Origin of the sequence: Marinomonas algarum (genome assembly GCF_020532605.1) — a bacterium.
GTDB classification, from domain to species: Bacteria; Pseudomonadota; Gammaproteobacteria; order Pseudomonadales; family Marinomonadaceae; genus Marinomonas; species Marinomonas algarum.
The window spans coordinates 52,520-71,255 of sequence record NZ_JAJATW010000013.1; the positions used below are offsets into that span (position 1 = coordinate 52,520).

19 protein-coding genes are annotated in these 18,736 nt (G+C 45.8%); 9 read left to right on the top strand and 10 right to left on the bottom strand.

Features of this window, described 5'->3' with window-relative positions:
* Positions 1–3: 3 nt before the first annotated feature.
* A complete protein-coding gene (locus LG368_RS09830; protein ID WP_226754553.1) occupies positions 4–783 on the top strand; it encodes a class II glutamine amidotransferase in 780 nt (259 codons plus the stop codon).
* 64 nt (positions 784–847) lie between these two features.
* Here the strand turns inward: LG368_RS09830 and nth are convergent, their stop codons facing one another.
* The 8 genes from nth to metG all read right to left on the bottom strand — a co-directional run bounded on the left by nth (position 848) and on the right by metG (position 9,809).
* On the bottom strand, positions 848–1,483 hold the full coding sequence (gene nth, locus LG368_RS09835) for an endonuclease III (protein WP_226754554.1): 636 nt from the start codon (positions 1,481–1,483) through the stop codon (positions 848–850).
* 68 nt (positions 1,484–1,551) lie between these two features.
* The gene (locus LG368_RS09840) at positions 1,552–2,328 is read right to left on the bottom strand and encodes an electron transport complex subunit E (protein ID WP_226754555.1); all 777 of its coding nucleotides are present in this window, start codon (positions 2,326–2,328) and stop codon (positions 1,552–1,554) included.
* A 9-nt stretch (positions 2,329–2,337) separates the two neighbouring features.
* On the bottom strand, positions 2,338–2,955 hold the full coding sequence (gene rsxG, locus LG368_RS09845; protein ID WP_226754556.1) for an electron transport complex subunit RsxG: 618 nt from the start codon (positions 2,953–2,955) through the stop codon (positions 2,338–2,340).
* Positions 2,955–4,013 (bottom strand): electron transport complex subunit RsxD, encoded by a 1,059-nt coding sequence (gene rsxD, locus LG368_RS09850; protein ID WP_226754557.1) that lies wholly within the window; start codon positions 4,011–4,013, stop codon positions 2,955–2,957. The genes rsxG and rsxD overlap by 1 nt, the downstream gene beginning before the upstream one ends.
* A 2-nt stretch (positions 4,014–4,015) precedes the next feature.
* A complete protein-coding gene (rsxC, locus tag LG368_RS09855) occupies positions 4,016–6,256 on the bottom strand; it encodes an electron transport complex subunit RsxC (protein WP_226754558.1) in 2,241 nt (746 codons plus the stop codon).
* Positions 6,256–6,852 carry an electron transport complex subunit RsxB gene (rsxB, locus tag LG368_RS09860; protein WP_226754559.1) on the bottom strand — a complete coding sequence of 199 codons (597 nt, stop codon included), beginning with the start codon at positions 6,850–6,852 and terminating at the stop codon, positions 6,256–6,258. The genes rsxC and rsxB overlap by 1 nt, the downstream gene beginning before the upstream one ends.
* An 8-nt stretch (positions 6,853–6,860) precedes the next feature.
* Entirely contained in the window at positions 6,861–7,442 is a 582-nt protein-coding gene (rsxA, locus tag LG368_RS09865) for an electron transport complex subunit RsxA (protein WP_226754560.1), read from the bottom strand.
* A gap of 315 nt (positions 7,443–7,757) precedes the next feature.
* Positions 7,758–9,809 carry a methionine--tRNA ligase gene (metG, locus tag LG368_RS09870; protein WP_226754561.1) on the bottom strand — a complete coding sequence of 684 codons (2,052 nt, stop codon included), beginning with the start codon at positions 9,807–9,809 and terminating at the stop codon, positions 7,758–7,760.
* 254 nt (positions 9,810–10,063) lie between these two features.
* On the opposite strand from metG, the gene apbC reads away from it, so the two are divergent.
* The 5 genes from apbC to LG368_RS09895 all read left to right on the top strand — a co-directional run bounded on the left by apbC (position 10,064) and on the right by LG368_RS09895 (position 14,566).
* Entirely contained in the window at positions 10,064–11,176 is a 1,113-nt protein-coding gene (gene apbC, locus LG368_RS09875; protein ID WP_226754562.1) for an iron-sulfur cluster carrier protein ApbC, read from the top strand.
* Between the two features lie 9 nt (positions 11,177–11,185).
* The gene (dcd, locus tag LG368_RS09880) at positions 11,186–11,770 is read left to right on the top strand and encodes a dCTP deaminase (protein ID WP_226754563.1); all 585 of its coding nucleotides are present in this window, start codon (positions 11,186–11,188) and stop codon (positions 11,768–11,770) included.
* 299 nt (positions 11,771–12,069) lie between these two features.
* The gene (locus tag LG368_RS09885) at positions 12,070–12,948 is read left to right on the top strand and encodes a sensor domain-containing diguanylate cyclase (RefSeq protein WP_226754564.1); all 879 of its coding nucleotides are present in this window, start codon (positions 12,070–12,072) and stop codon (positions 12,946–12,948) included.
* A gap of 217 nt (positions 12,949–13,165) precedes the next feature.
* Positions 13,166–14,164: a branched-chain amino acid aminotransferase gene (locus LG368_RS09890; RefSeq protein ID WP_226754565.1), complete on the top strand. Its 999-nt coding sequence runs from the start codon at positions 13,166–13,168 to the stop codon at positions 14,162–14,164.
* A gap of 123 nt (positions 14,165–14,287) precedes the next feature.
* Positions 14,288–14,566, top strand: a complete 279-nt coding sequence (locus LG368_RS09895; protein ID WP_226754566.1) for a hypothetical protein — start codon at positions 14,288–14,290, stop codon at positions 14,564–14,566.
* A 98-nt stretch (positions 14,567–14,664) separates the two neighbouring features.
* Here LG368_RS09895 and LG368_RS09900 read toward each other — a convergent pair whose 3' ends face one another.
* Positions 14,665–15,159: a CpxP family protein gene (locus tag LG368_RS09900; protein ID WP_226754567.1), complete on the bottom strand. Its 495-nt coding sequence runs from the start codon at positions 15,157–15,159 to the stop codon at positions 14,665–14,667.
* A 227-nt stretch (positions 15,160–15,386) separates the two neighbouring features.
* Between LG368_RS09900 and LG368_RS09905 the strand changes: the two genes are divergently transcribed.
* The 3 genes from LG368_RS09905 to LG368_RS09915 all read left to right on the top strand — a co-directional run bounded on the left by LG368_RS09905 (position 15,387) and on the right by LG368_RS09915 (position 17,815).
* A complete protein-coding gene (locus LG368_RS09905) occupies positions 15,387–16,073 on the top strand; it encodes a response regulator (protein WP_226754568.1) in 687 nt (228 codons plus the stop codon).
* On the top strand, positions 16,073–17,467 hold the full coding sequence (cpxA, locus tag LG368_RS09910; protein WP_226754569.1) for an envelope stress sensor histidine kinase CpxA: 1,395 nt from the start codon (positions 16,073–16,075) through the stop codon (positions 17,465–17,467). The genes LG368_RS09905 and cpxA overlap by 1 nt, the downstream gene beginning before the upstream one ends.
* A gap of 132 nt (positions 17,468–17,599) precedes the next feature.
* Positions 17,600–17,815, top strand: a complete 216-nt coding sequence (locus LG368_RS09915) for a hypothetical protein (protein WP_226754570.1) — start codon at positions 17,600–17,602, stop codon at positions 17,813–17,815.
* Between the two features lie 31 nt (positions 17,816–17,846).
* Here LG368_RS09915 and LG368_RS09920 read toward each other — a convergent pair whose 3' ends face one another.
* Positions 17,847–18,590 (bottom strand): class I SAM-dependent DNA methyltransferase, encoded by a 744-nt coding sequence (locus LG368_RS09920; protein ID WP_226754571.1) that lies wholly within the window; start codon positions 18,588–18,590, stop codon positions 17,847–17,849.
* Positions 18,591–18,736: the final 146 nt, after the last annotated feature.

Consider the following 18,736-nt stretch of genomic DNA (forward strand, 5'->3'; position numbering starts at 1 on the left):
AGTATGTGTGAGTTATTGGGCATGAGTGCTAACGTGCCAACAGACATTTGTTTCAGTTTCTCGGGTTTGCGAGCTCGAGGTGGTCGAACTGGACCACACAGAGATGGTTGGGGAATGGCCATGTATCGAGATGGCGATGTTTGGGAAATCCATGACCCTCGTCCTAGTGCGGATTCTGACATGGCTGAAGTGATGAGTCATGCATCGCTAAAATGTGACATTGTGATCAGTCATATTCGTCAGGCGAATGTCGGTGCGGTAAGCCTGCTAAACACCCACCCATTTAATCGCCTTCTTTGGGGTAAAACATGGACATACGCACATAATGGTCAACTTGAACAGGCTGACGCCTTGCCTATCGAGCGTTATCATCCGCTTGGAACAACAGATTCTGAGCGAGCTTTTTGTTGGATCATTGAGCAACTTCAAGTTCAGTTTGGCCAAACAGAACCTTCTCTTGACGCACTTTCTGAGCGTTTGTCTGAGCTGGCATTACAATTAAAAAGTCGTGGTGTGTTTAACATGATGTTGTCAGATGGGCATCGACTGTATTGTTTTTGTACCACCAAGCTGCATTGGATTACCCGTCGTGCTCCCTTTAAAAAGGCCAGCCTATCGGATGAAGACGTCATCATTGACTTCAAAGAGGTGACGACAGACAAGGATGTGGTAACGGTGATTGCCACTCAGCCATTGACGCAAGATGAAACGTGGCAGCAAATGGACGAAGGGGAGCTATGTGTGTTTCAAGGCGGTGAAGTGGTGTGCCAAATTAAAGGCTAAAGACGACGACACAGAAAACGAACAGCAAGCAGGCGCAAAGCATAGGAGCTTTGTGCCTAAACGATCACTCGTATACCTTACTTTTAAACTCGCACAGATCTTCTATAATGCAGGCGCCGCATTTGGGTTTACGGGCAACACAGATATAGCGTCCATGGAGTATCATCCAGTGGTGAGCGTCTAATAAGAACTCTTTAGGGACAAACTTCAGCAGTTTCATTTCCACTTCTAAAACATTTTTCCCCGGTGCTACCTTTGTTCGATTACCAAAGCGAAAAATATGCGTATCAACGGCCATAGCAACTTGACGAAAAGCCGTGTTTAGCACGACGTTAGCGGTTTTACGGCCTACACCGGGCAAAGCTTCCAGTTCTTCTCGAGTCTCGGGCACGCGACTGTTGTGTTTTTCGATCAGTATTCGACAAGTCTTAATGGCATTTTCTGCTTTGGCATTAAACAGCCCAATGGTTTTGATGTAGGTTTTTAACCCATCCACACCAAGTGCCAACAGGGCTTCAGGTGTGTTTGCTACGGGGAAGAGTTTGCGCGTGGCTTTGTTAACGCTGACGTCGGTTGCTTGAGCAGAAAACAACACAGCAATTAATAACTCAAAGGGCGAGTTGTATTCTAACTCTGTGACAGGGTTGGGGTTTTCTGCCCGTAAGCGTGAAAAAATCTCATGGCGCTTTTGTTTATTCACTTTGTTTTTGCCTTTTGCTGAATAAGATCGCGTTTCTTCTAGGGTAAGAGAGAAACGCCGTGTCAGTGTTAGCTTACTTGACCGGTTACTCGAACGCGTTTTGAGTTGCTTGGGCCATCTTTGGCTTTTTGAGCAGCAATACGCTGTTTTTCTCGCTCATCTAAAAAGTTCTTTCCAGCAATTAATAAGCCCAAACCAATAAAGGCGCCCGGTGGTAGCACAACAAAAAGTACATTAGGGTAGTCATCAAACACCACCCATTTCCAGTGGATGGCCGCTTCACCCAATAATAACTGCATGTCAGAAAACAGTGTGCCCTGACCAATCAATTCACGCATTGCACCGAGGGCAACGAGAATGGCCATAAATCCGAGCCCCATCATAAAGCCATCTAATGCCGATGGCAGCACAGGGTTGCGACTGGCAAAAGCGTCAGCTCGACCTAGTATGGCACAATTTGTCACGATGAGAGGAATGAAGATACCAAGGATCTGATACAACTCATAGGTGTAGGCCTGCATAATAAGTTCAATACAGGTCGTAAAGGAGGCAATAATCATCACAAAGGCAGGTAGGCGAACGGCATCTGCGACGTAATTGCGAATCAGTGATACTGCAATATTTGAACCGACGAGAACCACTAGAGTGGCTAAGCCTAACCCCAAAGCGTTGACGACGGTGCTGGTCACGGCCAGCATAGGGCACAGTCCTAGCAGTTGAACCAGCGCTGGATTGTTTTTCCAGATGCCGTTGTAAATAATATCCGCGTAATTTGCGCTCGGTTGATTGTCTTGTGCCGTGTCGTCTGTATCAAGGTTGACGGCAGTCTCTTCGCTCGTGCTCATGGCGCTATCCTAGTACGCAAGTAGCGTGCTTTTGTGTTGGTCAAAATAAAGTAGGGTGTTTTTTACCGCGCGAACAACAGCGCGTGGCGTAATCGTTGCCCCAGTAAATTGGTCAAACTCACCGCCGTCTTTTTTAACGCCCCATGCTTTTAATGGCGGTTGCTGCAAAGAGGTATTAGTGAAACTCAGGATCCAGTCGGATTTTTTTAGATCGACTTTATCCCCCAATCCCGGGGTTTCTTTATGGCTGATGACTCGACTGCCGGTGACGACGCCGTGTTTGTCAATGGCGACCAGTAGGTCTAGATTACCGTTGTAACCACTAGGGGCAATGGTTTCAAAAATGATACCGCTGACGCTGCCGTTTTTTCTCGCAATGTGAATCTTGGTGCCCGCTTCGTTACCAAGTAAAGGGTCCGCCTCAAGAATCAGCGTGTCCTCAGTTAGGTCGTTATCGTAAATATCCGCCGGTAAGATGTCGTTAAACGCGGCGATTTGAGCACTTAAAATGTTATTTTGGATAGTCTGTTTGGTAAGTTGCTGGGTGACCGCAATGAGCCCCGCAGTGAGAACCGCAAAAATAGCCAACCCCAGACTGTTACGTCGTATAGAATTGAGTAATTCCATCAGTGATCTCCTCCTATTTTTAAACCGGTTTTGGCTTTTTTGTGCCCATAGGTTCGAGGCTGTGTGTAATAGTCAATTAATGGTGCGGCAAAATTCATCAGCAAAACACCGAATGCCACGCCGTCTGGGTATCCCCCCCAAGTGCGAATAATGTAAATCAAGATGCCAATGCCTGCTCCATAAATGAGTTTACCGCGGTTACTGGTGCAAGATGAAACTGGGTCTGTTGCAATGAAAAAGGCACCAAACATGGCTGCCCCAGTAGTGAGGTGGAAAAAGGGGGAAGCGGCATTAGAGGTATCAAACACATAAAAGAGCCCAGACATGACCAGCAAAGCACCTAACAATGCCGCTGGCGTATGCCAAGTAATGATGCGCAACCAAAGCAGCGCAAGACCGCCCATTAAGTAAGCGAGATTAACCCATAACCAACTGTCTATACTGGCCGCTTGCAGAGCGGGAAGCGTCTCAAAAGCACTTTGGCTGTCGAGTAGCTCCTTGTGTTTGAAACCGTCTAATGGCGTCGCCATGGTATAGCTGTCGATCACCGGTAGCTGGTGGAAAATAGCCTGCAGACTTTGAGAGAACGACAGCATTTCTCCTGACGCTACCACGCTAGATACGCCTAACCATTGGCTCATGGGAACCGGGAAAGACACTAATACAATCGCGTATCCGACCATGGCGGGATTAAAAGGGTTATTACCTAAGCCGCCATAGATTTGTTTGGCAAATACGATTGCAAAAGACACAGCGGTCACGGTTACCCACCAAGGGACGGTGGGGGGCAAGGCAATGCCCAGTAATACGGCCGTCAAAAGTGCACTGTAATCTTGTAGGAAAAAGCGTATAGGGCGTCGTCGCATCGCTAAGATTGCCGCTTCGCTTAACAGCGCGGCCACACCTGCGATGGCGAGGTTGATGACTGTTCCCCAGCCAAAGAGCCAAGTCTGCACAATAATGCCAGGAAGCGTGGCGTAAATAACCATCTGCATCACCCAAGAGGTGCGTCGTCCTGCACGTTGTGTGTGGGGTGAGGTGATTCTTAATAGGGCCATGTTTAGGATGTCTCTTGGGAATTGTGTTGTGATTCAATCAAGGTGGCTAATAAACTTTCGGCCTGCACGAGTTGCTGTTGAGCCGCTTCAATGTCCTTTGACACCGTTTCGGCGTCTTCCGGTGAGCTCGCTAAACGTTTGTTAAGTTTGTTTATTTTTGCCTTGGCAAGCGCCACTGCGATTTTCTCTTTTTTGACCTGACTGGCAAGGTCTAATTGTGCGGCGGATACGGCCGGTTTTTGTTCCGTTGGCGGCGTTGAGGGTGATGGATTGTCTAATACTTTTTCGAGCTCATCGGCGCGTTTTTTGGCGTCTGCAAGTTGTTGACGAATCGCGTCTACTTCTGGTGCTTGCAGTTCTTCTGCTTTTTTCAGCGCTTTTTCAACCTTTTTAACCGCTGCTTTTGCAATGGCGGCATCGATCTTGGCCTTTTTCAGCGCATCATTAGCCGGCGCTTTTGCTTTCTCGACGGAGTTGTCTGGTGTATCACTGGGCTTTTTGGTCGGGTTGGCCTTGACCGCTTTCGCCAGTTCGGTTTCCAGTTCGACTAAGGCTTTTTCCTGTTCAGAGACATGCAGCTGTAGGGCTGAAATGTCTTCAAGTCGTTCATCTTCCTGTGCTTCTACTAGCTGTTTTTGTAATTTTTTCAGCTTGGATTTACCAATGGCTACATCCACTTTCAGCTTCTTAGTGGTGTCATTGATTTGAGGCGCGGCTTCACTGTTGCTTGCATTGAGTGCCGATTTTTCCGTGGTTTTTGTTGCTGGCGCTGTTTTCTTCGTTTGAACGGCTTTGCTGGCCGAGGCCTGTTGACGCGCTAGGCGTTTTGCTTCTTTTTCAGCTGCTTCTGCATCTTGTCGCGCCTTACGTGCTTCAAAACGTTGTTTTGCCAGATCTGACTTGACGGCGGCTTCGCGAGCATCCCGAATACTGCTTTTGGTATGACGGTAGTATTGCACAAGGGGAATGCTGCTCGGGCAAACGTAAGAACAGGCGCCGCATTCAATGCAGTCAAAAAGATTGTAATGCTCGGCTTTTTCGAGCTCCTGGCTTTTACTAAACCAGAGTAATTGTTGTGGTAACAGACTGGCGGGGCACGCTTGTTCACACATACCACAGCGGATGCAGGCTTGTTCTGGCGCTGGCGCGGGTAATTCTTTTTTGTTGGCGGCTAAGATACAGTTTGTTGTTTTAACAATCGGTACCGCAGCAGAATCGAGTGTATAGCCCATCATGGGGCCGCCAATAATTAAGCGGTTTAACTGCTTCTCTTGTAGGTCGGCGTAGGCTAACAAGTGCGCAACGGGCGTACCAAGCAAGACATCGACGTTTTGAGGGGCGTTTAAGGCTTTTCCCGTCAAGGTGGTAATACGGGAAATGAGGGGTTTGCCTAAGTAGACGGCTTCGTAGCCGGCGACGCAGGTACCGACGTTTTGACATAGAATGCCGATGTCTGCAGGGTACTGTCCACTGGGCACTTCTTGACCGGTTAACAGTTGAATAAGCTGTCTTTCGCCGCCAGAAGGGTACTTAGTCGGCACGACAACCAGTTGTATCTTGCTGTTACATTCAGTCAGGGTTTTGTTTAATGCCGCGATGGCAGTGGGCTTGTTATCTTCAATGCCGATCGTAACCTGCTCGGCTTGAACCAGATGTTGGAACAGCTCAATACCCAATACCAATTCGCGTGTTTTTTCACGTATTAAGGTGTCATCAGAGGTGATATAGGGCTCACATTCTGCGGCGTTAATAATAAAGTGTGATAAGGGCTTTTTATGTGCCCCTTGCAGTTTCACTTGAGTAGGAAAGCCTGCTCCACCCATGCCCACTATGCCCATATCGGCCAAGTGAGAAATTACCTCGGTGGCATCGAGTTGTTGCCAGTTGGGGAGGGGTTTGAGTTCTGTCCAGGTTTCTTTGCCATCGGGTTGCAAGACAATGCACAAATCACTCAGGCCAGAGGGGTGAGCAATAGGACGTGACTCAATGGCCGTAATAGTGCCCGACGTGGGAGCATGCAAATGGCTACTCAACAAACCATTATTTGCTGCAATAGGCGCACCTTTTAAGACCTGATCGCCTATGGCGACAAGTGGAACAGACGCTTGGCCTATGTGTTGGCTCAGCGGCAGAATTAACTCTTTTGGTAGACTTGGCTTCCCCAAAGGTAACTGCAAGGATTGTGTTTTATTTTCTTCTGGATGAATGCCGCCATGAAAAGAGAATACCTGTGCTGTTTGCATTATTGAGATACCTCCGTAGATCGGTCGGTTGCAATGATATTAAGAGACTGTGCTGCTACGCCTTGGGGTTTATCCCAAGACCAGTTTTTTGCTGTAATACCAACATCCACCATATCGATACAGTCGACAGGGCAGGGCTCAACGCAAAGGTCGCAACCGGTACATTCATCGGCAATCACGGTGTGCATTTGTTTTGCGGCACCCAAAATAGCATCCACTGGGCAGGCCTGGATGCATTTTGTACAACCGATGCATTCATCTTCACGAATAACGGCAACACGTTGCGCGGTTTCGGTACCATGGTCTCCGTCTAGCGGGATGGCTTCCACATCGAGCAAATCGGCTAAGGCTTGAATGGTCGCTTGTCCGCCTGGTGGGCAGTGGTTGATGGCTTCGCCGTTTGAGATCGCTTCGGCATAAGGTCGACACCCCGGGTGACCACATTGGCCACATTGAGTCTGAGGCAGCAATGCATCAATCTGGTCAACGATAGGATCGCCTTCCACATGAAAACGCACTTTGGCGTAGCCTAAGATGCCACCAAAAATAAGTGATAGAACAACAAGAATGCCAATGGCCAATAAGACAGTAAACATATTGGCTCCTAAATCTGTACAAGGGCAGTAAAGCCCATGAAAGCAAGGGCCATCAGCCCAGCAGTGATCATACCGATGGCGGAACCACGAAACACAACGGGCACATCCGCTACGTTAATGCGTTCACGCATGGCAGAGAAAAGAATGAGGACAAAAGAAAAACCGACCGCGGCACCAAATCCATAGAGGATCGATTCAACAAAGCCGTTTTGTTTACTGATGTTCTGTAAAGCCACACCCAGTACCGCACAATTTGTTGTGATTAAAGGTAAGAAAATGCCGAGTACTCGATAGAGTAGAGGGCTGGTTTTATGAACAACCATTTCTGTAAATTGCACAACGACGGCAATCACGAGAATAAAAGAAATGGTCTGCAAATATTCCAAACCAAAGGGTTGCAGAATATAGGTATAGGTTAAGTAACTGCAAAGGCTGGATAACGTTAAAACAAAGGTGGTCGCCATTGCCATACCAATGGAAGTTTCCAGTTTTCCAGAAACACCCATAAAGGGGCAAAGCCCTAAAAACTGTACCAGTACAAAGTTGTTGACCAAAATAGTACTGACCAGTATCAGGAGATATTCAGTCATCTCAAGTCCAAAGTATGCGGTTAATGTATGAGTCGTGAATGCATTTTTAGTGGTTTGTCGACTGTCATTCGACGATGAGGTCACTATACCTATCTTCTTATTCCAAATAAAACTAAATAACTGAGGTTTTTAGTTTTATTTGGAATATGTAAAAAGCGTTACGCTTATATCCGTCACGCTTTTTTAGCTTGCTCAAAACAACGCCCATCTTGTTGAGATTTTTTCTCATTTATCAAGATGAGCTCGGTTTAGTTACGTGTTTTCGATGGTTCTAGATCAGCGTCTTTTTTTGCTAAACACTATTTTAGCCTCGTATTACATGACGCGTTGACCCGGTTTCGCTCCGCTGTGCGGCTCTAACAAATAAATGTCTTCACCGCCCGGTCCTGCTGCCAATACCATGCCTTCTGATAAGCCAAACTTCATTTTGCGTGGCGCCAAATTCGCAACCATTACCGTGTACTTGCCTTCAAGATCTTCTGGCTTATAAGCGGATTTAATACCTGAGAAAACAGTGCGTGTTTCGCCACCAATGTCTAACGTCAATTTAAGCAGTTTGTTGGCTTTTTCTACGTGTTCCGCTTTGGCAATGAGTGCGATGCGCAAATCAACCTTGGCAAAATCATCAAAAGTGACTTCGGCTGCAAGTGGTTCTTTATCCAGTTCTGTTTCAACCGTCTTGGGTTGCGCGGCTTCTTTTGCTGCGGCTTCCGCTTCCGCTTCTTGCTTACCTTCTTCGATCATGGCGTCGATTTGAGTTTGTTCGATACGTGCCATCAAAGGCTTAAACTTATTGACGGTACGGCCAAATAACAACTCACTGCGGTTATTCCATGTTAGCTCTTTACCCAAAAAGGCTTCGGCATCTTCTACCATTTTCGGCATAACCGGCTTTAGATAAGTCGCCAAAATACTGAATAGATTCAAGGCGACAGTGCAGACCTCTTGCACTTTCGGCAAGGTCACTTCGTCTTTTGCTAACACCCAAGGGGCTTGCACCGCGATGTATTCGTTAGCAACGTCGGCAAGACGCATAATTTCACGAATCGCTTTACCATATTCGCGACTTTCAAAGTGCTCGGCGATCATATCCCCAGCGTCGACAAAAGATTGAATGATTTCTGCTTCGCTGACATGACTGGCTAATTGGCCGTCAAACTTTTTACCGATAAAACTCGCGGTTCGGCTGGCAATATTGACGACTTTGCCGACCACATCCGAGTTAACACGTTGCTGAAAATCTTGTAGGTTTAGGTCAATGTCGTCGACGCTGGCATTTAATTTGGCCGCAAAGTAGTAGCGTAAATATTGTGGATCAAGATGGTTTAAGTAAGTGCGGGCTTTCACGAAGGTGCCACGCGACTTAGACATCTTGGTGCCATTGACCGTGACGTAACCATGGGCATTGACTTTTGTCGGTGTGCGGTAGCCGGCACAATCCAGCATTGCTGGCCAGAATAAGGCATGGAAGTTGATAATGTCTTTACCGATAAAGTGATACAACTCGGCGCTGGAATCTTTTGCCCAGTAGTCATCGAATTCTAATCCTTCGGTACGATCGCACAAGTTTTTAAAACTTGCCATGTAACCAATAGGGGCATCTAGCCACACGTAGAAGTATTTACCGGGTGCATCAGGAATCTCAAAACCAAAATAAGGCGCATCACGACTGATGTCCCATTCTTTGAGACCAGACTCTAACCATTCAGACAGTTTATTGGCGACTTGGTCTTGCAACGTTCCACTGCGTGTCCATTTTGCTAGGAACTCTTGGAAATCAGGCAGTTTGAAAAAGTAATGTTCAGACTCTTTTTCGATTGGCGTCGCACCGGAGTAAACAGAGCGAGGATTGATCATCTCCATTGGCGTGTAAGTCGCAGAACAGACCTCGCAGTTATCACCGTATTGATCTTCTGCTTTGCATTTTGGGCAGGTTCCCTTAATGAACCGGTCTGCCAAAAACATATCTTTTTCAGGGTCATAAGCTTGCACAATAGAGCGTACAGCGATTTTGCCATTGTCACGCAGGGCAGTGTAAATACGATTGGAGAAATAGCGATTTTCTTCAGAATGCGTTGAATAGTAGTTGTCATAACCAATCAGGAAATCGTTGAAGTCCGTCATGTGTTCTTGACGAACGCCATCAATGAGTGCTTCTGAGGTTATGCCCTGCTGATCGGCTTTGATCATAATCGCGGTGCCATGTGCATCGTCTGCACAGACAGCGGTACAAAGATGGCCGCGCATTTTTTGAAAACGCACCCAGATGTCGGTTTGGATGTGTTCCAGCATATGCCCTAAATGGATGGAGCCATTAGCATAAGGTAGGGCGCTGGTGACTAAAATTTTGCGTTGCGATTGTGCCATTTTTGATAAGCCTGCTGGATTAAAAAAGATCGAATATTCTATCAAGAATTAGGCGCGAATGACGAACAGATAACTTGCCTAATGGATAGCCTGCTTGAACGAGAGTACCGTTATCGTTTCAAAGAAGGCGTCATTATAAGAACCAGCTTTCTGTGTGCAAGGGGTTGGCTTGCTTTTCCATCATTTGCCCCCACACTAGAAGATATAATTCAGTATGTTAATGGCCTTATGTCAGGCCGTATGAGGATCTTTCCATGCACTCCCACGACCATCAAACCAACACACCGTTATCTGACGCGCAATTACAGACACAACTTGAAGCCATGATCGACGATAACCAAGGGCAAGCTTATGGCAATGTTTGGCAGGTTTTGAGTGACAGTGAACGTGTTCATGTCAAGTTGACATTAGGTTATCCAGCACAGTCTGAACAGGCGGCGTTGGAAACGAAAATCAAAGCGATTAAACACGATGGACGTGAGTTGATTCTTGATATTGAAGCAGAGATTAAAGCACAGCCAACACAAGGTAATATCGCCGGTCTGAAGGGGGTGAAAAACATCATCGCCATTGCGTCAGGAAAAGGCGGGGTGGGTAAATCGACCACAACGGTTAACTTAGCACTGGCCATGGCCAAAGAAGGCGCGCGAGTCGGTATTTTGGACGCCGACATTTACGGTCCAAGTCAAGGCATGCTGCTGGGCTTTAAAGAGGGTACGCGACCTAAAGTGCGTGATGATAAATTTTTTATCCCACCTATGGCGTACGGTGTGCAAGTGATGTCGATGGCCTTTTTGACCACTAAGGATACGCCAGTCGTGTGGCGTGGCCCTATGGTGACAGGCGCTATGATGCAAATACTGACACAAACAGACTGGAATGAACTGGATTATCTGTTTATTGATATGCCACCCGGTACGGGCGATATTCAATTAACGTTAGCGCAAAAAGTTCCTGTGGCGGGTTCCATCATAGTAACAACACCGCAAGACATTGCGCTATTAGATGCTCGTCGTGGTATTGAAATGTTTCATAAGGTTAAGATTCCTGTATTGGGTGTAGTGGAAAATATGTCCACGCACATTTGCTCAAACTGTGGTCATCATGAGGCGATTTTTGGCGATGCAGGCGGGGCAAGTCTTGCTAAAGAATACGATGTTAATGTGCTGGGTAAGTTGCCTCTGAGCTTATCTATCCGAGAACAAAGTGATGTCGGGACACCGATAGTAGAAAATTCACCTGAGAGCGATGTTGCCTCTATTTATGGGTCGATTGCTCGTAAGCTTGGTGCTACTCTTGCCGCTCAGCAAGATCCACTTAATAGCCATTCATTCACCATGCCGACCATAGGTATGAGTGACGACTAAGGAAAAACCATGCGTTTGTGTGACCGAGATATTATTAAAGCCCTTGATGAAGGTGACATTGTCATTGAGCCACGTCCTGATAACAGCGTTATTAGTGGTGTGTCTGTGGATTTACGGCTTGGTAATTCGTTTCGAGTATTTCAAGGTCACCCAGCGCCCTACCTCGATTTAAGCAGCTCAAAAGCCGATTTGAGTAAAGTGATTGAGTCGGTGATGAGCGAAGAAATTTTAGTAGACGACGGCCAGCCATTTTTTATTCATCCTGGTGAATTGGTATTAGGGGTGACAAAAGAATCGGTTACCGTACCAGACTATTTGGTTGGTTGGCTTGATGGACGCTCTTCTTTGGCGCGACTTGGTTTAATGGTGCACGTAACAGCACATCGAATTGATCCCGGTTGGAGCGGTGGTATTGTGTTGGAATTTTTGAATGGTGGTAAGCTGCCAATCGCTTTAAGTCCAGGTATGACCATAGGGGCGATTAACTTTGAAACCATGTCAGGTGCTGCTGACCGTCCTTATAACAAGCGTGCTGATGCGAAGTACAAAGATCAAACCTCTGCAGTAGGTAGCCGTATTTCCGGTGAGAATTAAAGATTTATACTACTTTTCTTATTTGAAAGGAAAAATCCCGTTTAAATGGAAACAGGCGGGAAAGTGATCTTTTTTTTAAAATAGTCGGTCACCCTCGTAGAAAAGTGCTAAAATTGTCAAGTATCAAAGTTAACCTAATGGTCAATGTTTGCTTTTTTCTGTTCTAAAAGGGAACCTTTACCGGTTCCTAGCAATAGACGTTTGATTCCCTGTGTTAACATAATGCTTATTTAGTGCTGGTCTTGTAGTGTATTTTTTAAACGAAGCGGCACGAAATTTACTTATCTGGAAATGTTTTTATGGACAAAAAACTGTCAACCAATTTAGCTGATGTGATGGAGTTAATGCTTAACCCTGTCTGTGTGTTAGATCTTTCCGGAGAGTTCGTGTTTGTCAGTGCGGCATTTGAACAAATGTTTGGCTATGCGCCACAAGAAGTAATTGGTAAGCCAATGATTGATATGGTTTACCAAGAAGACAGAGCATCGACACTTAAAAAAGCAAGTGAAATCATCGTAAAAAAGATTATACCTGAGTGTGAAAACCGTTGGGTTCACAAAAATGGTCGTGTGATCAATGTATTGTGGTCGGCGAGATGGTCAGAAGAACATCAAGTCATTATTGCGGTCGCCCACGATATTACTGAACGTAAAAAAATGGAAACGTTGTTGGCCCATGCCGCTCAACATGATGACCTGACTAAGTTACCAAATCGTACCTTATTGCTGGATCGTCTAGGAACGTCCATAACACTTGCCGATATAAAGCGTACAGACTTGTCGGTGATGTTCATTGATATTGATGGCTTTAAAGAGGTGAACGATCATCATGGGCACACTATAGGTGATAAATTCCTGCAAAAAATTGCCAAACGATTAGCAGAATGCGTGCGCAAAACAGACACAGTGGGGCGTTTGGGCGGTGATGAGTTTTTAGTCATATTAAATGGCGCCAGCCAAGTTGACAGCATCACCATGGTAGCTGAGAAAATCCGAGCGCAATTTAGCAAAGACTTTGTTGTAGATGGCATACATTTAAAAGTGGCATCCAGCATCGGCATTGCACGCTATCCTCAAGATGGTCAACAGCCACTGGCGTTAATTCAGGCTGCAGATGAAGCCATGTACAAGGCAAAAAACAATGGTGGCGATAAAATTGTTATTGCTGCAAACACCTAGCCTGCTCTTATCCTGTTAAACCTTTAGTAAACCTCGTTTCTATCAAAATACCGAAAATAGTATGCCTGTATGATTTTGGTTAGAGGATTTACTTCCTTCGCACAGCATTCCGTTTTACTATCTTAAAAATTGGGTGGTCAATAGTAGGCGTAGCCCTGATGAAGTCAGTCTTGTAGGTTGGCTTTTTCGTACTCACTTAACAACATAGGAAACGATAATGGCGGCTTTTGGTAGCGTGTTCATGCCTAAAATGGCATTAACAACATTCGAAAATACTCAGTGGACAGAGACAAATATTGTCTCATCAGACAGCATTCAGCTGCATCCTGGTGCCCACGTTTTACATTACTCAAGCACTTGTTTTGAGGGGTTGAAAGCGTTTCGTCATGCTGACGGCAGTGTGCACGTGTTTCGAATGGATCAAAACATTAAGCGTCTTGCTCAAAGTAGTCGTTTACTGTCTTTGCCTGCCATTGATGAAGAACAAGTTTCCACGATGATTTTAGACATCATGGCTGAATACGCCAGTGATGTGCCTGAGCCACCTGGGTCTATGTATATTCGTCCTACTCATATTGGGACAGAAGCCGCAGTAGGCAAAGCGGCGGCCCCTTCTTTGACTTCCATGTTGTATATTTTATTGTCTCCCGTTGGTGATTACTTTACGGGTGGTGCTAAAGCGTTGCGTTTGCTGTTAGACGAAACCGGCATGCGCTGTGCGCCACACATGGGCATGATTAAAAGCGGCGGTAATTACGCCAGCGCGTTGGGGCCGATCACGAAAGCCAAAGCAGAAGTGCAAGCAGATCAAATATTGTTTTGCCCAAATGGTGATGTTCAAGAGACAGGCGCCGCTAATTTCCTATTAATTGATGGCAATGAAATCATCACTAAAGGGTTGGATACCAGCTTCCTACATGGTGTCACTCGTTCTTCTATTTTAACCATTGCGGCTGATTTGGGCATGACAGTGACAGAACGAGATTTAACCGTGGCTGAACTGTTAGAACGCGCCGCGAAACCTGAGGTGGAAGCGGTGTTGTCTGGCACAGCGGCTGTATTGACATCCGTAGGCACTTTTATTCATGAAGACAAAGAGTATCAAGTTGGATCTGGTGAGCCAGGGCCTATCGCGCAAAAGCTGCGTCAAACATTAAATGATATTCAGTGGGGCAAAACAGCGGATACCCATAATTGGTTAACAAAAGTCTGTTAATCAGCCGATCGCTGTTTGTATTCCAAGGGAATAGTCAGTCTTCTAGAACGGGTTAATGCGCAGGTATTAGCCCGTTTTTTTATGATAAGTGAAGTAACGCAAAGTAAGACAAGGAGACTTTCCGTGAAAGAACGTTTACAAAAATTATGTGCACCGATTTTAGGTCTATTTGAATCGCACCAAGGGGATTACGATTACAAGCCTTCGCACCGCCTGATACTGATCGTGTTGGGGTTGTTGTGTTTCTTAATTGCTGCAATTTCTCTTGCTGTTACCATGATGACCGGTGAAATGGCAGGCATTGTTCCCATTGCTTTGTTTGGTATAACAGGGGTGGTATGCGAAATTGTAGGGTTGCTAGGCAGCGATAGAGCCGTGGCAAGAATTTGGAAAAGACACTAAAAAGGTGACTTATTCGTCACCTTTTTGGAGGATGTCTCTTTTGAAACGGTGCATAAAGACGAGACTATATCGCCTCGTTTATCATTGAGGTCGATGTATTATTTACGACCTTTGCCTTCACGATGAGGTCTTTGATCACCGCAGTCTTCCATGCGTTCTTGTTGTAGTTCAATGTATTGTGCTTTTTGCTCTGGCGTCAATATACTTAGTGCTTTGTGTTGTTTACTCAGCATTTCCACTTGGCGTTCAATGTGTTTATCTGCCATTCTTCGTGCCATTTCTGTGGCTTTTGCTGGGTCAAATTTTTCCGCCAGCAATAAGTCGTTCATTGCAGCCATACGGTTTTCACGCATCTCATCGCGTTGCTCAGGTTTCCGATTGCGGTGTTCTTTTTGTTCTGCACGGTCGGCTTTACGCAGTGCTTTAAATTCTTGTTTTTGTGCATCAGTGAGTTGTAATTCGTGCATGATGCCACGGTCAAGACCTGGACGGCACTCATGATCGCGGTCTTTTCCACCGGCTAAAGCACTGTTTGCACTGATAACAAGGGGAAGAACAACAGAGGCAAGAATCAGTTTTTTGGTCATTTTCATCAGAGTTTCCTTTTCGGTTTGGTGAATAAAGTAAAATAGAAAAGTTAAAATCAACGTCGTGTGTTGAAGGCATGGAAGTAGAATACAAGCTACTGGGTAAATCGATGTCTTGGTAAAGTAAAGTATCGTAAAGAGCCGTCAGTAGAGGCAGTTTAATCGTAAAATGCTGTTTTTCTGGTGGCGAACGTGACGCTAAAATCAGTATGTAAAAATAGGATAGATAGCCGATGCCTCATATTTTAATTATCGACGATGACATTGAATTAAGTGATTTATTAAAAGAAGTGTTGTCGTTTGAAAGCTGTACCGTTTCAACGGCTTACGACGGTATCGCTGGGTTAGAAGCGATGAGTGATGCCATTGATTTGGTCTTGTTGGACGTGATGATGCCTAAGTTGAACGGTTTTGATACCTTAAAACAGTTACGTCAGAAGTGGCAGGTCCCTGTATTAATGTTGACGGCGAAGGGCGATGAAATAGACCGCGTGGTGGGTTTGGAGTTAGGGGCAGACGATTATTTGCCTAAACCCTTCAGTGAACGAGAATTATTGGCTCGTATCCGTGCTATTTTGCGGCGCACACAAACCACAAAAAACAGTACCCAGAGCGATTGTGTTAATTATCGCGATATTACCTTGTACCCTGGACGTGTCGAGGCTTACTGTAATGGCGAAGCGTTGGATTTAACCAGCACAGAGTTTGCTCTATTGCATCATTTTGTGTTGCACCCGGGCATTGTGCTGACAAAAGAAGGGCTGAGTTTGGATGTACTGGGGAAACGCTTAGCGGCTTTTGATCGTGCGGTTGATATGCACGTGTCAAATTTGCGAAAAAAATTACCGGATTGGCCGAGTGGTAAGCCGAGAATTAAGACGCTACGAGGCCGTGGTTATTTGTTGGTGGAGGGAGAGTGATGGCTCTGCCTAAAATAATGCCGAAAATCACCAGTTTATATGGGCGCATCTTTGCTATTTTTTGGTTCACCATGTTTCTGGTCGTGTTGGCTATGCTGACATTGCCACATTTTGATCCACGTAAAACGCGTGATATTGAGGCACCCCGTTATGAGCGGATGGTGGAAGTGCGTGACCTCGTACAAGAGCATTTTTCCCATATTCTGAATGTTCAAACCATATTCGCACGCATTGAAAACAATGTGTATCCTGGTTCAGAAAAGGGTAAGCAGCGACTTTTTATCACCGATCCAGACGGCAACATGGTTACGCCGCCGCGTCGGCCTGACATGAGTTACCGTTCATTGCGTAACTTTGTGTCCATCATGGATAACCCAAAAGCGCCGCAACAAAAATTGTATGGCAAGATGTTGCTTGCCGGTCCTTTGCCCATCACACTGGCAGGAAAAGATTATTTCATTTACTTCGGCACCAGATGGAACGAGCCTCCGCTGTTTTTGTTGCAGTTATTTGATCATCCTTTTCGTTTGATGTTGGCGGTAATGTTGGTCAGTACACCCTTATTGCTGTGGTTGTCATGGGCACTCAGCCAGCCCGCACGACGCCTGGAAAAAGCCGCTCAACGAGTAGCGCAAGGGGTGTTTGAACCAGACCCAGAATTAGAGAAAGGCACGTCTGAGTTTCGCCAAGCCGGCAAAAGTTTTAATCAAATGGTTGAAGCCGTCAATTTGATGATGTATCGGCAACAACGCCTTTTATCTGATATTTCCCACGAATTACGCTCTCCTTTGACGCGTTTGCGTATGGCTCAGGCATTGGCATGGCGTAGACTGGGTGAAAGCAGCGATTTAACTCGGATTGATACCGAAGCACAGCGTCTTGAACAGATGATTGGTAAGTTGCTAGAGCTGTCAAGAACGCAACTCGATAGTCAGATTAAGAGAGAGACAAAAGCGCTGTCTCACTTGTTTGACACCATGTTGTCAGACAGTCGTTTCGAGGCCGAGCAGTGCGGGAAAGTGCTGTCGGTCAATGTGATGCCCAGCGGCTCGATACTTTGTCAGCCCGTCTTGTTGGTTAGCGCCATTGAAAATATCGTACGCAATGCCATTCATTACAGTGCGCATCAGGTGAATATCACGGCAATGATCCAATCGGGTGAGGTGATACTAAAAATCGAAGATGACGGTCAGGGTGTGCCTGAAGAGGAGTTAGCGTCTATTTTTCGCCCCTTTTATCGCGTTTCAACGGCGCGTGATCGTCACAGTGGTGGCACCGGTTTGGGGCTCGCCATTGCTGAAAATGCGATTCAGCAGCACCAAGGCTCCATTGAAGCCTCGTCAAGTTCTCTCGGCGGGTTGCAGGTGACAGTAATCTTGCCTTTAAGTGTGTAATTTATTGTTTACATCGAAAAGCAAGGGTAGACAAGGCGGTCTTTTCGGCTCATATTAAGACTCATCGTTACTCAATTTTTATTTTATAACGATGAGTAAATTGTTACCCTGTTATTACTTCATAGGAACACCATGATTCATTCAACAAAAGAGTTTTTGTTGCAGCGTATTTGTATTTTTGCCAACCAAACCTTTGACCCCAATTCAGATAAGCAGGTGGTGAGCTTGCTTAAAAGTAGGTTCAATATTCGCTTACCTCAACGTCGTTCGATCAATGAATCACTGTCTTCTTCCGTCAGTGACCATGAGATTGTTCAGTTAATTTTAAAATACCGAGCCATGGCTTAAGGTCAGGCGCTGTTATTTTCCAACCCCCATCTTATTTTTTAACACAAACAAAGATCGCGTTTCCTGTTTGTCCGCCCCAGGGCTGTATTTTATCGTGCTCATGTTCAAAGAGGTGTACATCAAACAGGGGGGCGAGTAAGCCTTGTAAAGTGACAAAGCTTGTTGCAACCATGTTGTGTTCATCAACCCATCGTTCAGTCACATTGTTATGTGTCTTTTCGATGCTCAGTTTTAAGGTCTGTTTGTCCCCTTCGCCAGAGTAATGCCAAGAAGAACCAAACGAAAACAAGTCTTGACCCTGTTTGACACTGTGCTTGGCCGCGAGTTGGTTATCAATATGGTCTTTATCAACGCTGTTAAAACAAAACACGCCACCGGTATTCAGTGCTTGGTGAACACTGTTCAGGCAACTCTGTAACTGTGCAGTGTCACCGCTGTAATGAATAGAGTATAAAAAGCAGGTGATCAGATCAAAAGGGTCGTCTACGCTAAAATCACACATGTTCCCCAGTGAAAACTCACTGTTTGGACAACGCAACTTTGCCAGCGACAACATCGGTAGATTAATGTCTAAACCACTGCACAGGTAGCCTTCTTGTTGAAGGTATTCAATATGTGGCCCCGTGCCACACGCTAGATCTAGGTGGCGTTTGCCCTGGTTACCAAAGAGTTGATGGAAGCGATGGGCACTGTGGCTTTGCGCGGGATAATTGATATCGGCACACATCAAGTCGTAGTAGCCAGATAGATCTGTGTAGAGCGCATTGTCAGACATGCTTGAATCGCTTATGCAGTGAAAAAAAGAGGGCGAATCATATAGTAAGGCGGATGTTTTGCGAAGCAAAAAACAGTGAGAAGGGCGCAATAAAAAGCAGAAACAAGGCGATGCTTGTTTCTGCTTTCAATAGAGGGGGAGTTTTT

Coding starts and splice junctions, on each gene's coding strand:
- rsxB (WP_226754559.1), bottom strand. CDS start 6,852: ATGTTTACTGTCTTATTGGCCATTGGCATTCTTGTTGTTCTATCACTT.
- LG368_RS09890 (WP_226754565.1), top strand. CDS start 13,166: ATGGCGGCTTTTGGTAGCGTGTTCATGCCTAAAATGGCATTAACAACA.
- apbC (WP_226754562.1), top strand. CDS start 10,064: ATGCACTCCCACGACCATCAAACCAACACACCGTTATCTGACGCGCAA.
- metG (WP_226754561.1), bottom strand. CDS start 9,809: ATGGCACAATCGCAACGCAAAATTTTAGTCACCAGCGCCCTACCTTAT.
- LG368_RS09830 (WP_226754553.1), top strand. CDS start 4: ATGTGTGAGTTATTGGGCATGAGTGCTAACGTGCCAACAGACATTTGT.
- LG368_RS09900 (WP_226754567.1), bottom strand. CDS start 15,159: ATGAAAATGACCAAAAAACTGATTCTTGCCTCTGTTGTTCTTCCCCTT.
- dcd (WP_226754563.1), top strand. CDS start 11,186: ATGCGTTTGTGTGACCGAGATATTATTAAAGCCCTTGATGAAGGTGAC.
- LG368_RS09915 (WP_226754570.1), top strand. CDS start 17,600: ATGATTCATTCAACAAAAGAGTTTTTGTTGCAGCGTATTTGTATTTTT.
- LG368_RS09885 (WP_226754564.1), top strand. CDS start 12,070: ATGGACAAAAAACTGTCAACCAATTTAGCTGATGTGATGGAGTTAATG.
- cpxA (WP_226754569.1), top strand. CDS start 16,073: ATGGCTCTGCCTAAAATAATGCCGAAAATCACCAGTTTATATGGGCGC.
- LG368_RS09905 (WP_226754568.1), top strand. CDS start 15,387: ATGCCTCATATTTTAATTATCGACGATGACATTGAATTAAGTGATTTA.
- rsxG (WP_226754556.1), bottom strand. CDS start 2,955: ATGGAATTACTCAATTCTATACGACGTAACAGTCTGGGGTTGGCTATT.
- LG368_RS09920 (WP_226754571.1), bottom strand. CDS start 18,590: ATGTCTGACAATGCGCTCTACACAGATCTATCTGGCTACTACGACTTG.
- rsxD (WP_226754557.1), bottom strand. CDS start 4,013: ATGGCCCTATTAAGAATCACCTCACCCCACACACAACGTGCAGGACGA.
- rsxA (WP_226754560.1), bottom strand. CDS start 7,442: ATGACTGAATATCTCCTGATACTGGTCAGTACTATTTTGGTCAACAAC.
- LG368_RS09840 (WP_226754555.1), bottom strand. CDS start 2,328: ATGAGCACGAGCGAAGAGACTGCCGTCAACCTTGATACAGACGACACG.
- rsxC (WP_226754558.1), bottom strand. CDS start 6,256: ATGCAAACAGCACAGGTATTCTCTTTTCATGGCGGCATTCATCCAGAA.